13 protein-coding genes are annotated in these 14189 nt (G+C 59.4%); 5 read left to right on the top strand and 8 right to left on the bottom strand.

All coding sequences use genetic code 11. The features are described from left to right. Positions 1-3 precede the first annotated feature (3 nt). The 3 genes from KFO72_RS02940 to KFO72_RS02930 form a co-directional block, all read right to left on the bottom strand. On the bottom strand, positions 4-1794 hold the full coding sequence (locus tag KFO72_RS02940; RefSeq protein WP_225031346.1) for a SulP family inorganic anion transporter: 1791 nt from the start codon (positions 1792-1794) through the stop codon (positions 4-6). Between the two features lie 78 nt (positions 1795-1872). Beyond that, complete coding sequence (locus tag KFO72_RS02935; protein ID WP_225031345.1) at positions 1873-2604, bottom strand: hypothetical protein; 732 nt, start codon at positions 2602-2604, stop codon at positions 1873-1875. An 80-nt stretch (positions 2605-2684) separates the two neighbouring features. After that, positions 2685-4106, bottom strand: coding sequence for a DUF2252 domain-containing protein (locus KFO72_RS02930; protein WP_054932201.1), 1422 nt, complete (start codon positions 4104-4106; stop codon positions 2685-2687). Between the two features lie 315 nt (positions 4107-4421). Here KFO72_RS02930 and KFO72_RS02925 point away from each other — a divergent pair, with 315 nt between their 5' ends. Together KFO72_RS02925 and arcD are read left to right on the top strand one after the other, a co-directional pair. Further along, the gene (locus KFO72_RS02925; RefSeq protein WP_225031365.1) at positions 4422-5279 is read left to right on the top strand and encodes a transporter; all 858 of its coding nucleotides are present in this window, start codon (positions 4422-4424) and stop codon (positions 5277-5279) included. Positions 5280-5467: 188 nt separating this feature from the next. Continuing rightward, positions 5468-6949 (top strand): arginine-ornithine antiporter, encoded by a 1482-nt coding sequence (gene arcD / locus KFO72_RS02920; RefSeq protein WP_098021687.1) that lies wholly within the window; start codon positions 5468-5470, stop codon positions 6947-6949. Between the two features lie 186 nt (positions 6950-7135). On the opposite strand, the gene KFO72_RS02915 is transcribed toward arcD, so the two are convergent. From KFO72_RS02915 to KFO72_RS02895, 5 genes are all read right to left on the bottom strand, one after another. Next, positions 7136-8149: a hypothetical protein gene (locus tag KFO72_RS02915; RefSeq protein ID WP_225031344.1), complete on the bottom strand. Its 1014-nt coding sequence runs from the start codon at positions 8147-8149 to the stop codon at positions 7136-7138. Between the two features lie 361 nt (positions 8150-8510). Next, positions 8511-10001 (bottom strand): PAS domain S-box protein, encoded by a 1491-nt coding sequence (locus KFO72_RS02910; protein ID WP_225031343.1) that lies wholly within the window; start codon positions 9999-10001, stop codon positions 8511-8513. A gap of 119 nt (positions 10002-10120) precedes the next feature. Next, positions 10121-10477: a hypothetical protein gene (locus tag KFO72_RS02905; RefSeq protein ID WP_225031342.1), complete on the bottom strand. Its 357-nt coding sequence runs from the start codon at positions 10475-10477 to the stop codon at positions 10121-10123. 141 nt (positions 10478-10618) lie between these two features. After that, the gene (locus KFO72_RS02900) at positions 10619-11311 is read right to left on the bottom strand and encodes a CBS domain-containing protein (RefSeq protein ID WP_054932177.1); all 693 of its coding nucleotides are present in this window, start codon (positions 11309-11311) and stop codon (positions 10619-10621) included. Between the two features lie 230 nt (positions 11312-11541). Then, positions 11542-11958 (bottom strand): hypothetical protein, encoded by a 417-nt coding sequence (locus KFO72_RS02895; RefSeq protein ID WP_225031341.1) that lies wholly within the window; start codon positions 11956-11958, stop codon positions 11542-11544. 203 nt (positions 11959-12161) lie between these two features. Between KFO72_RS02895 and KFO72_RS02890 the strand changes: the two genes are divergently transcribed. From KFO72_RS02890 to KFO72_RS02885, 3 genes are all read left to right on the top strand, one after another. Continuing rightward, positions 12162-13031, top strand: a complete 870-nt coding sequence (locus KFO72_RS02890) for an LOG family protein (RefSeq protein WP_176053446.1) — start codon at positions 12162-12164, stop codon at positions 13029-13031. 333 nt (positions 13032-13364) lie between these two features. Beyond that, on the top strand, positions 13365-13490 hold the full coding sequence (locus KFO72_RS41980; protein ID WP_263627259.1) for a hypothetical protein: 126 nt from the start codon (positions 13365-13367) through the stop codon (positions 13488-13490). Between the two features lie 210 nt (positions 13491-13700). Continuing rightward, positions 13701-14084 carry a cation-transporting P-type ATPase gene (locus tag KFO72_RS02885; RefSeq protein ID WP_225031340.1) on the top strand — a complete coding sequence of 128 codons (384 nt, stop codon included), beginning with the start codon at positions 13701-13703 and terminating at the stop codon, positions 14082-14084. Positions 14085-14189 lie beyond the last annotated feature (105 nt).

The raw sequence follows: 14189 nt of genomic DNA, 5'->3' as shown, positions 1-14189 counted from the left end.
GGTTCATGCGAGCCTGGTGGCGTCCAGAAACGTCCCTTTTCCTTCGTCCTTCACCGCAACGACTGATGGGTCGGTGCCTCGCAGGAACGCTTCGACTACGTCGCTCACAGTCATGCGCCGCCCAAGATGACCTACCCGCTCCTCGAGTCCCTCGGCGCGCAAAATGTCGCGCGCATCCGCGTGTGCTGACACGATCCGCAGACGCATGCCTGCTTTCGCGAGATCCGCTTGCAGTGCCGCCAGCATCCGCGCGCCCGCAATATCGACGGCAGGAGAACTGGACAGGTCGCAGATGACCAGCTTGACAGGACTCGCGCTCGAACGGATGTTCTTCCATACCGTCGCCAGGACATGTTCGGTGTTGAAGTAAAGCAGCGACGCCTCCACACGAAACATCAAGACCCCCGGCACGCTCTCGTTATCGGGGTGACGTTCGACATCCGAATAGAGTTGTGTGCCTGGAATGCGTCCCAGCATCGCTACGTGAGGATGGGCAGCGCGGCGGATGAGCAGCAGCATCGAGGCGAGAACCGCGAATATCACACCCTTCAGGATGCCAAACTGCAGCACTGCGACGAATGCGACCATCGACACGAGAAACTCATAGCGGCTCACACGCCATACATGACCCAACTCGCGGATGTCCACCAGTCCCTTGACCGCCACGAGCACGATTGCGGCAAGTACCACATTGGGCAGATTGGTGAGCAGCCCCGTCAAGAACAGCAAGCACAAACCGATTGCGACTGAAGCGAACACGAGCGAAAGCGGTGTCTTCGCGCCCGCCTTATCGTTGACGGAAGATTGCGACAGACCACCGGCTACCGGATAGCCATGGAATAACCCGACCGCGAGATTGGCCGCACCCAACCCCAGCAGTTCCTGTCGCGGATCGATCTCGTAGCCGTTCTTATGTGCAATAGCCCGCGCGGCGGAAACGCTCTCGACATATGACAGCAACAGGCATGCGAAGGCCAGCGGGATGATGCCGTCGACGTCGCGCACGCGCAGTGCTGGAAGATGAAACTCCGGCAAACCGCGAGGCAATGTACCGACCACCTTGAAACCCATCTCACGGAGCGGCGTCACCGTCAGCAATACGATCGATAGCAGCACGACAAGCAAAGCAACAGGCCGGCCGGGAAGAAACTTTTCACCCAATAGCAGAAGAGCGAGCGCACCGATACCGAAGGCCAGTACGACCAGTTGCGTATTGGGAAGCTGTCCGACGAGAACCGTGACACGCTCGAAGAACTGCTCGCCGCCTCCCTTGATACCGAAGAGCTTGGGCAATTGCGTCAATGCAATAGTCAGCGCCGCGCCCGCTTTGAAGCCGAGCAGTATCGTCTCGCTGATGAAGTTCACGAGAGAACTCAGTCGAAGAATCCACGCGACCACGCACATCACAGCGATCATCACCGCAGTCAGGGCCGCAATGGACGCGAATCTCGCAGGGTCCCCGCCTGCCATGTCCGCGACGGTCACACCGATGAGCATGGAGATCGCGGACGTGGGACCGATGGCCAGTTGCCTCGACGATCCGAATACCGCGTAGAACAGACCGCCAGCCAGGTAGCAGTAGATGCCGTATTGCGGGGGCAACCCCGCCAGCGTTGCATAGGCCAGCGACACGGGTATGCCGTAGGCAGCGAGCGTCACACCGGCAACCGCATCGGAGGAAAGCCAGCGCCATTGATAGTGGTATAGCCACTGTGCCGGCGGAAATATCGCGCGCCAGCCGGTAGCGGGTGTCTCGATTTCCGTAGGGATGCCGGAGACCTGTTGGTTATCCATGTAACCCTCCTTCCGGGCGTTCCATGCGGCATTCAATCGTGCCGGCCAGCCCGTTTCGAGCCCGTATCAAACGATGCCTTAACCGCCCGTAGCGGTTCGCATGCGGGGCCACGTCAATAACACGGTGATGCCGCCGCGAGTGGGAATATCGACATTGCGGGAGCGTTCGAGTCCGTCCAGCTTTGCGACGAGCCGGTATCGTCCCGGTGGAACTCGCGCGTACAGATATGGACCATCCGAAACGGCCGTGAAGATCAAACGGCCATCGCTGGTCAATATGCGCACGTCCACATCGGAGACGAATTCGCCGCCATTCGCGGTGAAGCGCGCACGCAAGCTGTAGTGGGACGCTAGCGCACGCATCGCGGCTGCTTCCTCGGCGCCCACGCCACCCGTTATATACGCGATACCCAGACTGCGAGCGACGGCCGGCTCTCCCGTTTCGGAGGAAAGCGGCGTATCCATTCCCATATGGGCACATGCCGAGCCCATCGCCATGCCCATTGGCATGCCGTCGTCATAGCCCATCATCGAGTGATGACTACCCATGTAGCCGGGTAAGTCGACGCCCCGCTCTTTCGCACGCGAAACCAGCAGATCGTGCCATTGTTGTGCGATTGCCTGGCGTTCCGCATGGGTCTGCGCGTCGCGCATTTTCGTACAGAATCCGGCACGCTCAGCAGGCGTCGTCAGGTCGGCCGGTGCAACAGAACGAGCGGGCTGCGTCAATCCTTCGAGCGGAACGACAATAGCCAGGCACAGTAGCGATCTCGCTATGGCCGTGTGAATCGCAGAAGAAAACGTCCACATGAAATGCCTCCACCAATCCAGCTTCCGCACCACGATTCGACGAAGGATGCGTGTCTCCGTGCCACGATGTTGGGGCACCGCTACTCTATTGCGGTCGCCTGGATCCGGCCTTCGCGAATGGCCTGAATGAACGCGCGATAGTCACGCCGGTTTTGAGAGGCATAATCGGTCGCAAATTCGGTGATCGCGTCATCGAACGTTTGACCCGATCCCATATAACCGGCGATCATTGCAGCATCGCCAGAACGCGCGTGTGCGCGCGCGAGCGCATGCGCACACATGCGCGCGTATTGCCTGAGCAACCCCACATCCAGCGATTCGATGACCACCGACATCTTCATATCGCGCAGTTGGCGGATGTAGAAGTCCCGGCCACCTGATCCGCGGCTCCAGCCGAGAAATACATCGCTGGCCGCCTGCATGATGCGCTGGCCTGCGATGATCCGCTCCCCCTGATTCGCATGCAGGCTTTTTCCCGCATACGGTTCGAGCACCGACTTCCGTGCCTCCTTAACCTGCAGGAAGAGTGGGTCGTTGTCAGATGCCATGAACAGGCCGACGCCGCACACCGTGCCGACACTGCCGACACCGACCACCTTCAACGCAAGGTCGACGAACTCATATCTGTCGAACAGCACGCGCACGTGCTCAGCAAGGCTCTTGCGATATGAAGCGATTGCGTCTGAGTAACCCGAATGAAGGCCTGGCGCCACGTCTTCAGTCGGATGGAAGATCAGCGGCGGCTCGTCCTTGATATGGGGTCGCCCGCCTTCTTCCGAAACCAGCTTTGGATATAAATGATCAGGCACGGTCTTGCCGCGCTCCACTTCGAGCCGCTGCGCGATGCGCTTGCGGACTGCTTCAATGACAGCGGGATCGCCACTGCGGTCCTGATACTTCTGAAGATCGATTTTGTCGTACCAGACGTCCAGCGCGCGCATGGACGAATAGTCATGCATGCGCTCACGGTATTCGCGCACGAGATCCGTTGCCGCGCGGGTCGCATCGCTATATGGCAATTCCAGATGCTGCCCCGCGATCACGACGCTCGTTGCGAGGCGTTTCAGATCCCATTCGAACGGCGCCGGAAGCGTTTCGTCGAGGTCGTTGATATCGAAGATCACATTGCGCTCAGGCGTCGCGAAGCCACCGAAGTTCATCAGGTGAGCGTCACCACACGCCTGCACGCGCAATCCGCTCGTGGGCGTTCCAGCGAGGTCGGCCGCCATCACAATGGCGGCCCCACGGTAAAAAGCGAACGGACAGGCAGACATTCGTCCGAAGCGAATCGGCACCAGGCTCGGCAATCGACCTTCGTTGGACAAGTCGAGAAGCTCCAACGGGTCCTGGCGTCGTTCAGGTGCCTTCCACCCTGCTTGCGACGATCTTGGCACTGCATCACGCACCAGCCGCCCTTGCGCCGCCCTCTCATCGGGGGTCCGATATGAAACGCGCGTCGCGTCCGCATCACGCGCTGCCTTGTGCGAAACGGCCTTGTCCATCATGTCGCTCCTGAACGGAATCAAACGTCGCCACTTCCGTATGAGATTCACGATACCCGGGCAACAACCCGGCAAGTTGATCAAGGTCAACGCTTCGAAGGCCCCAAGACGCACCATGGGCGCGGATTTCCTCGTGATGGACTCAGCATCGAATCAATGCTGCCGGTATCGAACTGCACTTACCCTGGGTCGACGACGTCAGCTGAGCGTCGCTTCCCGGCGCAGTCACGCTCAGGACCCGCTATGGAGGTACCATTTCCTGCCACGTGCAACTGGCGCGCAGCGCTTGTCGGTGCGTGCCTCTATTTGACCGTCATGAAGGGAGCGACTCAAGAACTTGAGCCGCGCGCGTATTCGCCCGCACCTGTTGGCACGAACTTTATCGGGCTCACGTATGCGTGGCTGGGTGGTCAGGTTCTGGTGGATCCATCACTTCCCATCAGTGATGTCCACGCAAGAATCAATTCAGCATCCATTGGATACGTGCACGTATTCAACCTTGCCGGTCATGCGGCCTCCGTTGGCCTGCTCGCTCCGTTTATCAGCGGTTCCATCTCCGGTAACGTGTTCGACGCACCGAATCAGGTTCATCGCGCGGGCCTCGGCGATCTCCGTCTGAGGCTTTCGGTCGATCTTCTGGGTGGTCCCGCGCTGACACCCGAAGAATTCGCGGGTCGCACACCGGACACCGTCGTCGGCACGAGCCTGACGATCATCGCGCCAACGGGGCAGTACGAACCCGCGCATCTCGTCAATCTCGGAAGCAACCGGTGGGCGTTCAAACCAGAGGTAGGCGTTTCGCAGCCGCTAGGAAACTGGTTCGCTGAAGCCACGGCGGGCGTCTGGTTTTTCACCGACAACACGTCGTTTCTCGGTAACAGGCGACGAAGCCAGGCACCACTCGGCGTGCTCCAGCTGCACGGCGGATACACGTTTCGCCCCGGCTTGTGGCTGGCCGCCGACGCAGGCTTCTACACCGGCGGCGCGACGTCGGTCAACGGAGCCATCAACGACGACGCGCAAAAGAATGCACGCTACGGCCTCACGCTCTCGCTTCCGATCAGGCGCGACTGGTCTGCCAAACTTGCCGTGTCAAACGGGTTCATGGTCAGGGCCGGAGGAAACTACAAGTCGGTCTCCCTGACACTTCAATATCGATGGTTCAACCACTGAAGCACCTTTATCCACGTCTCGCGATTCACTTTGGCTGCTTTCTTCGCCGCGATGCCGGAGTGCGGAAATACGGAACCTCCTTTGATGAAGGTCAACTGAGAAGCTTCGAGCGTTTCTATGCTGATACGCGTGATGAGTCCGTCCGGTCGCATCGTCGCCCGGACTCTAACAGGTAAAGGAGAGGTGACATGTCAGATTCCGTATCTCAACCCAGATCCGACTCGAAAACAGGTCCGTCAACCACGTCCGCGGTCGCTCCAAAGTTGCATCTCGGCGCGCTGACTGCTCTCGTCGTGGGATCGATGATCGGTGGCGGCATCTTCTCATTGCCGCAAAACATGGCTGTCAGTGCCGGAGCGGGAGCGGTGCTGATCGGATGGGCGATCACCGCCGTAGGCATGTTGACGCTGGCGTTCGTGTTCCAGACGCTCGCGAACCGCAAGCCCGATCTGGACGGTGGGGTCTATATCTATGCAAAGCAGGGGTTCGGCGACTATATGGGTTTCTCGTCGGCGTGGGGATACTGGATCAGCGCCTGGCTCGGAAACGTAGGCTACTTCGTCCTGCTGTTCGGTACTTTCGGATATTTCTTCCCCGTCTTCGGCGAAGGCAACACACCCGTCGCGATCGCCTGTGCCTCCGTGTTGCTGTGGGGCGTTCATTTCCTCGTCCTGCAGGGCATCAAGGAAGCCGCGTTCGTGAACATGATCACGACAGTCGCGAAGATTGTGCCGATCGTTCTGTTTATCGTGATCTGCACGTTTGCGTTCAACGCACACTTTTTTACCACGGACTTCTTCGGCCTGAATACGCCAAAGCTCGGCGGCGTGGCGAACCAGGTTCGAGGCTCGATGCTCGTGACAGTCTGGGTTTTCATCGGTATCGAAGGCGCGAGCATCTTCTCCGCACGCGCAGAGAAACGGACCGATGTTGGCAAAGCGACGATTATGGGATTCATCGGCGTGCTGCTCGTGCTGGTGCTCGTCAACGTGTTGTCGCTCGGAATCATGGCGCGGCCGGAGCTTGCCGCGCTGCAAAACCCGTCGATGGCTGGCGTACTCGAGCATGTCGTGGGCCACTGGGGCGCCATTCTCATCAGCGTCGGCCTCGTGATTTCACTGCTGGGCGCCCTCCTCTCGTGGGTTCTGCTGTGCGCCGAGATCATCTTTTCGGCCGCGCGGGACAACACGATGCCGAGCTTCGTGCGCAAGGAGAATGCGAAGAAGGTTCCAGCTAACGCGCTTTGGCTCACCAATGGTCTGACACAGGCATTCCTGCTCATCACGCTTTTTTCGAAAGGAACCTATCTTTCGCTCATTTATCTGGCGACCTCGATGATCCTGTTGCCGTACTTCTGGTCGGCAGCCTATGCGTTGCTCGTTGCCTGGCGCCGTGATACGTACGAGCAGGAGCCCGCGCAGCGCAACAAGGACCTGCTGGTTGCAGCCATCGCCGTGATCTATGCCGTGTGGCTGCTCTACGCCGGCGGACTAAAGTACGTGTTGTTGTCAGCGCTTTTATATGCGCCAGGCGCCGTGCTTTTTGCCAAGGCGAAGCGCGAGACCGGGCAACCCGTATTCACGCTCGTCGAGAAGCTTGTCTTCGCGGCGGTCGTGGCAGGTGCACTCATTGCGGCATTTGGACTTTATAAGGGTTTTCTCACGCTTTGATGGCCGGAGACACACGATGAACGCCGAAACCATCAAGTATGGCGTTTAACCGGCCGCAGGCAAGCCGCACAAGGCACGTGTCGACATGATCACGGTCATAGCGAGCGTCCCGGGCGCCACCCGGGCGGCGGTCATTCGTTCCGGGCGATTTCGATTCCCGGATCGGCTCGCTAGCGCTACGGCTTTTCACAGGGCCTGCATCGCAGCATCGATGACAAGCCCGCCGGGTAACAGTTCACGGCGCGGAAATCTGACCAGCACGAATGACCGGATTGTGGCCCGCTTGCCGGGAATGCGGGCGAAATGAAATTCGATATTCGTCCCGGCCTTGCTATCCGGCGCTTGTACGACATTCATTGAATCGATCCTCACGTGCCTGCTCTTCATGTGCAGATGATCGGCTGGATTCTGGAACACGTTGCAAACACACTCCAGTTCGAGTTCGAGCGATTGCTCCGGCACTCTGAGTTTCGCAAGCGCACGTGAGTTGTTCTCGATCTCTGTCTGGACCCGAGCCAGTTCATCCGGCGCGGTGATCGCAGGTTCACCGACAACGTCACGCAAGCCCGCGCCCCGGCTTTCGAGCAAGGCAATGCGTTTGTCGACGAGGGCTCTCGACTGATTTGCCAGATCGCGCCGGTTTGCCGCAAGACGTTCGAAACCAGCCAGTGCCAGCTGATCGATCAGCCTGCTTCCGATTTCGGTACGTAACGCCTTCTCTGAACTGCCGCAAATTCTGACACGATGATCACTGAAACACAGTGTAGTTTGCGGCACGTCGTGACGGATCGAATCGCCCTCGAGCGCAACGCCCAATATGTGCCGCTCGGTCAGTGCCATGCCAAGGACGGCATACGCGTCCGTCAATCCAGCGTCGCGCTCGAACAGCGCGCGTAATGCTTCCGAGCGGCTAAAAGCTTCTGCCAGATCGCCAGGCGTGGCGAAAAATGAACGCATCACCGGGTCCAACGACCACGCTTCGGCATTGGCATCGCGCACGGGCGGCAAGGATGCGACGAGATCGTCCGTGTAGCTGAGTGCCGTCTTCAGCGATTGAGCAAGACGCGCCTCGTGTCGACGCGCGCTTTTTAGTCGTGGATTCATTGCGAGCACGCGTGCGACTGCGTCGTGGATCCTGGTTTCTCTGTCCGGATCCGAGGGTGCTCGCCGGTGCAGCAGGAAATCGCTGAGCATGCCCATGTGTCGCTCTCCGGGTTGGCTTGTCCTTGCTGCTTCCGATTCTCCATGCGCTCAACCTGCTTCTGTGCGGCGAGATTGAGCCGCTACAGCACTTCTTGCGCCGTGTCGCGGTTGGCAGGCCATGCACAGTAGTGAGCTGCGGGAGAAAGCAAGGAGCAGCCAGGTGATCATCCGAGGAAAAAGACCCGCCAGGCGTCGCCTTCGCGAGGGTTCCAGCTACGCAACTGGCGGGGTTTCAATGTCAGCAACAACACCAGACAGCCGGGAGGTGAATCTAAAGCGGCCGCTGGCAAAGCTACAATAGGAGCAAGTCGGCGTGGCTCGTTTGATTTGAGTCAATGGGGCTACGACGGAGCCTCTATCAGCGGCGGACAATAGTATCGATCGGGAACTTTATCTCGACACGAAATCCTCCATCCGATCTGTTCACAAACCACGCAGCACCGTTGAGTTGCCGGACGCGTTCGCGCATGCCTCGCAGGCCCAATGAGTCCGGCTTGTTACCGGACGCTAAAGCGGCGCCGCGTCCGTTGTCATCGATCCGGACTTCACATTCGTTGTTTTTAGACTCGATTGTGACGACGACTTCTGTCGCGAATGCATGACGCGCGACATTGGTCAGCGCCTCCTGAACGATGCGAAAGATCGCGGTGGCGGCCGTATCGCTGAAATCGAGTTCTCCCGCCGACAGACGGGTGTTCACCTTGATCCCGTAGCGTTTGCTGAACTCATCCGCCAGCCACTCTATGGCGGGCAGCAATCCCAGATCGTCCAGCATGGTGGGACGCAGATCCGACGCGATGCGCCGGATCGCACTCATCGTCTCGTCGGTCTGCCTGACCAGCCCGCGCGCCTTCGCGGCGGTCGCCGAGGTGTAGTGACCGGCTTCGACATCCTGTTGCAGGATGACGGCGCTCATCTTCAAGGCGGTCAACTGCTGACCGAGGTCGTCATGCAATTCGCGAGCGATTCTCTTCTTTTCCTCTTCCCGTGCCCGCTCAGTCGCTGCAGCGAGTCCGGCTACATGTTCGAGTTGCTCCAGCCGCTTATGCTCCGTTAGGTCACGTGTCACTTTAGCGAAGCCCTGGAGCGCTCCCTTGTCATCCCGGATCGGCGTAATGATAGCGTCCGCCCAGAAACGCGAGCCGTCGCGCCGGATGCGCCATCCTTCGGCTTCGGAGCGACCCTGTAGGGACGCAGTCTCGAGCATGCGTTCGGGCAGACCTGCCGCCCGTGCCTCCGGCGGATAGAAGACAGAAAAATGGCACCCGATAATTTCGGCGGCGCAATAGCCTTTTATTCGCTGCGCTCCCGTATTCCAGGAGGTCACCTCGCCTGTCGGACTCAACATGAAGATCGCGTAGTCTTCGACGCTGTCGATCATCGCCTGCAGCCGTTGCTCGCTTCTGCGAAGTCGTGCTTCGGTCAGATGTCGCTGCGAGAAATCGTTCGCGACTGCGGCGAAGCCAGCCAGGTCGCCCTGCTCACGTTTTTGCGCAATAATGAGTACGCTCGCCCAGAACCGTGTCCCGTCTTTGCGCGCGTACCATCCCTCGTAACGCGCTTGCCCGGTCGCTACGGCTCTGGCGAGAATGTCGGACCGGTCGGGCATGTCAGTCGAGCCGCCCGGATAAAGCACCGAAAACGGCTTGCCGAGGATGTCCTCCGGTCCATACCCTGTGATGTGTTCGGCGGCTGCATTCCATGTCTCGACCTGACCATGCGTGTCGAGCGTGAAGATGGCGAATTCGCCGTCGATATCAATGGCGAAATGATAGCGGTGCTCCCCGGAAAGACTGACTTCCGGTCTGGGGTTCTCATCGCCCATGCCTCGTGCGCTCGCGCCGCTCACCTGCGCCTCCCGTCATCAACGCTGTGTCTGGTTATTCGACCGGCCGGGAAGGGCTGTACGGCTGTACGGCTGTACGGCTGTACGGCTGTACGGCTGTACGTCGGCACGGCAGAACGCCATCACAGCACAGGGTCGCCGAGCTCCGGATACTCATCTGCGAGAACCCCGAAAACATCAGCGGCCCGCGCAGGCAGGTTGTGCGTGAGGTGCCGTTGCAGATACTCGTCGGACCGGAGCCATGAATAGGCTCGGCTCACGTCGTCGACGGTGGGCTTGAAGCGCATGATCTTCATCACGACGTCGTCTTCGAATGGCCCAATGATGGCGCGGATCTGATTAGCCGTCGCTTCCGGTGCTTCTGTTACGGATGATGTATTCATCATTTGCTCTCCCTCACAGGCCGTAGTCATGCGCGACCTGTTTGCGATTACGTCGAATGTACGGCCGTCCAGCCCGCCGCCATTGATCTCGACCAAGCCGCGATCCGCCGCCCCGGTGTGACGTGGCGAAGCGCCCGGCTGCGAGCGACCCATTGGATTGAAGATCAGTTGGTGCTAAAGAATCGGGGGTCTCCATCGCACCGAGTTCTATCGCGATACGGTTCGCTTCACTCGTGTCTACATCGCCGGGAGCGCCACCGGATACTCCATATGGCTGTTCACCTCTTTCACCCCGGGCACGTTTTCGGCAGCCACGCGAATAGCGTCGCTCTCTTCATCGCTCGTGACGACACCCCAAAGGTGCACGACGCCATTCTTCACCAGAATACTTTCGCGCGGCAGCGACCAACGCGTGTTCTTCAGGGCGGCCACGATACCGTCCCGGATCGACAGATCGTCCGCTGAAGCCGCCGCGTCCGGCGCGGCAACAATGCTCGCGAGCGCGCGGATCAGATTCGCGCGGCTCACCAGACCGGTAATCCTTCCGTCCTTTACGACCGGCACGCGCTTGATTCGATGGCGTTCGAGCAACTCCGCAATTTCGCCAACGGACGTATCTTCGTCGACGACAACGACGGCCGTCGTCATCAGATCACTCACCTTGTGCGAATGCTCCCTTACATATTCGCTCGCCAGTTCGCGAGTCGACGCGAGAAGATCCAGCCACCAGGCCCGCTTGGGCATCCCCGTGCCGATCTCGGCGCGGTGCAGCAGATCGCCTTCCGTAATCATGCCGACCAGCCCGCCTTTTTCATCGACGACAGGCATGCCGCTAATGTGTTGCTCAGCCAGCGTTCTGGCTGCTTCCTGCACCGTCATATCAGGGTGTGCAAATATGACGGACGTAGTCATGACGTCGATTGCGCGCATTCTTGCTTCCTCCATGCGGGTTGCGTGAACGGCAGGCATTCTGATGTCCAGCCCTCGAACAACCGTCAACGCGTAAGTGAATCTTCGGCTAGCGCTGCCGCTTCAAGTTGATCGATATCAAGCGAGTTCATATATCGGACATTCTCGTTAGACGGACTGCTTTCGGACACGCATGCAGGGAACGGATTTTCAATAACCAGCGATGGTCGCGCCTCAATCGTTGACACGCGTCAATGGCACGACGCACGGAGCGCGCTTAATAGATATCCGAGACCGCAGAACAGCGCGGAAAGTCGAATCTCGCAGTCTGCGAAGGTGATTTCATCATGCACGCTATCGACGCCCGATATCAGCATCAACGCGTCACTGATCCTGCCCGATTCTGCTTTCGCTGTCGGCGACATCGCCGCCACGCGGGCGCATACGACGCTTGGATCAAACTGGCTGGCGCGAAGTCCGAATGCCGCATCGAGATTCATCATGCAAATGTTGTCGTGGAAGAAAGGCAACCGTTTACTACGGGTTCGTTGAACGCGCGCCGCTCGAAGCGCGCTGTCGTCCTGCTGGGACTTGCCGAACGGATCGCGCGAAAAGACAGAAGCCGCAGCGTACCGGGCAGCCTCGATTTCTCGGCTCGCCTGAAGCAACCTTATATCCTGCGGCCCTCGGTAGCGACGCGCCTGCACACGCGCAGCACGGATGAACGCAAAACGAAGAAAACTGCCGGCGCGTGTCCGGCGGCAAAGTGCCGCTTGGGGGTGATCCCGACCCGGCCCACCGCTGGGGACGTCTTTATGCAACTTAGCGCTCGCCGCGTGCGCGCGCGTCATCGCTATCCGTTACGTAGCCTATGAAAAACGGTCCGGGTTACCCATCGGCGCTTGCCTCGCGCGTGCAAGGCCTGATCGAAAGTCCGACCTATCTTCAGGCGGACGAAGACCTCGCATTCCTCAGACGCCCCGAGATGTGCGGCGTCCGCTTGCAACTCGACTACTGGAAAACGGAGGAGGCGCTGCAGCGCCACGCGATCGACCACACGATTGTGGTATACGGCAGTACCCGTATCCCCGCGTCGTCTGTCGCGCGTCAACGAGTCGAAGACGCCGGGCGCATGCTGCGAGAAGAATGCGACGATCCGCAGGCACACCACGCGCTGCAAGTCGCGAAATCGCAACTTGAACGAAGCCGTTACTATGACATTGCGCGAGAACTGGGCCGTATAGCCGGTTCTGCACGATGCAGCGGTGCACTGTCATCACTTGCGCTGGTGACGGGGGGCGGCCCCGGGATCATGGAAGCTGCAAATCGGGGAGCTTTTGATTCCGGCGCGCCGAGTATCGGCTTGAATATTTCCTTGCCGCGCGAACAGGCACCGAATCCGTATATCACACCGGAACTCTGCTTCAAGCTGCATTACTTCGCCATCCGCAAGCTTCATTTGCTGGAACGCGCGCGCGCTGCTGTGTTCTTTCCCGGTGGATTCGGCACCTGCGACGAGTTGTTCGAGGTCCTGACGCTGCTGCAAACGCAGAAAATCAAGCCATTGCCTGTGGTTCTCGTCGGAGAGTCTTACTGGAGACGCACAATCGATTTCGACTTCATGATAAGCGAGGGAATGATCTCGCAGGACGACATGCGGTTGCTTGTTTTTCGTGAGACTGCTGAAGCCGTATGGCAGTCGATCGTCGACTGGTACGATGCCCATGAAGCACCGCCGTGATCTTGCGCAAGCGCCTTGCATGCTCCGCTAGGAAAATTCCGATAGCTGACCACCATATCCTAGTCAACGTTCATCCCGCGCTGATAGCGGTTACGCCCGCGACCGTCGATACTTCAATCGTGGATTTCGAGTCTCTTCAGGTGGGGCCGAAACCGATGTGCACTGAATCTGCCTATTCGGAGAACGATCATGTCATCCTCTGTCGCGGTCATACAAGCGCGTACTGAAAGCCGTTCCGAGCGGTCCTGCCATGCCGCCAGCGAAAGCACGACGAAGTCCCCGACGTGCGTGCTTTCCGACGACACTATCCTTGCCATAGCACGTCGCGCGGGCATGCAAGTGATGCTCGATGGACGGATCGGACGTGAAAGCTATCACAGCGTAACGGGCTCGCTGTCGTCGCTCCACCGTTTCGTCGCCGATGTGTGCAACCTGTTGCTCGACGGGTCGCTGCATTGACGAGCCGCGGTCTGCCCGCTTGCAGTGCAGGTCGGCGAGCGCCCTTCTTCTCATGGTGATTGACACAGATCAATAGCTGTCGGATCGCGTGCACCAGGCTCTGGTTGTCTACGACTCGAAAGCGTCATCACAATGCAGACCGCCGAATCACACAGCGTGTGATCATTCCCCGCGCTTTGGGAGCGCCTCTGGCGTTCTTCCCGTGACGCAGTGCATCAGCGGACAATCGATGCCGTCTCCCTCGCAGACCACGCTCAACGGTCGACGGAGGAGATACTCGCGCGAATGAACAGCACAGCAGGCGGACTCACGGCTGACGAAGCCGTACGTCGCCTGCGAGTCACCGGTCCGAACCGGGTCGTCCACGATACGCACCACCCCCTCGTCGGCGAACTCATCAACAGAACGCTGAATCCCCTCGATCTGCTGCTCCTTGTGCTTGCCACGGCATCGTATGTTCTGGGCGATCCGCGTGCCCCGATCATGATCGGAGTGATGGTATCGATGCCGTGCGAAAAGAATGCGCACGCCAGCACGGCACCCGTCGATTCGCAGTTCGAGACGGCAAACAAGTTCGGCTCTGATTGCGACTAGCATTGCAGTTGCCATCGCGGGCGTCAGCCTGCCCCTTTAGCGCCATCGGCAAGATGCCTGGACTTACAACATTGCCATCGACGTATTGGCCGGCCCTGGTCCTGA

The sequence above is a fragment of the Paraburkholderia sp. XV genome, assembly GCF_020177535.1.
Taxonomy (GTDB): Bacteria; Pseudomonadota; Gammaproteobacteria; order Burkholderiales; family Burkholderiaceae; genus Paraburkholderia; species Paraburkholderia caribensis.
Note: the sequence above shows the minus strand (reverse complement) of the source record. Positions and strands in the feature narration are given on the sequence as shown.

Excerpts from the sequence above, each read along its gene's own strand:
- KFO72_RS02940 (WP_225031346.1), bottom strand. The coding sequence starts at position 1,794 with ATGGATAACCAACAGGTCTCCGGCATCCCTACGGAAATCGAGACACCC.
- KFO72_RS02935 (WP_225031345.1), bottom strand. The coding sequence starts at position 2,604 with ATGTGGACGTTTTCTTCTGCGATTCACACGGCCATAGCGAGATCGCTA.
- KFO72_RS02930 (WP_054932201.1), bottom strand. The coding sequence starts at position 4,106 with ATGGACAAGGCCGTTTCGCACAAGGCAGCGCGTGATGCGGACGCGACG.
- KFO72_RS02925 (WP_225031365.1), top strand. The coding sequence starts at position 4,422 with ATGAAGGGAGCGACTCAAGAACTTGAGCCGCGCGCGTATTCGCCCGCA.
- arcD (WP_098021687.1), top strand. The coding sequence starts at position 5,468 with ATGTCAGATTCCGTATCTCAACCCAGATCCGACTCGAAAACAGGTCCG.
- KFO72_RS02915 (WP_225031344.1), bottom strand. The coding sequence starts at position 8,149 with ATGGGCATGCTCAGCGATTTCCTGCTGCACCGGCGAGCACCCTCGGAT.
- KFO72_RS02900 (WP_054932177.1), bottom strand. The coding sequence starts at position 11,311 with ATGCGCGCAATCGACGTCATGACTACGTCCGTCATATTTGCACACCCT.
- KFO72_RS02890 (WP_176053446.1), top strand. The coding sequence starts at position 12,162 with ATGAAAAACGGTCCGGGTTACCCATCGGCGCTTGCCTCGCGCGTGCAA.
- KFO72_RS41980 (WP_263627259.1), top strand. The coding sequence starts at position 13,365 with ATGCAAGTGATGCTCGATGGACGGATCGGACGTGAAAGCTATCACAGC.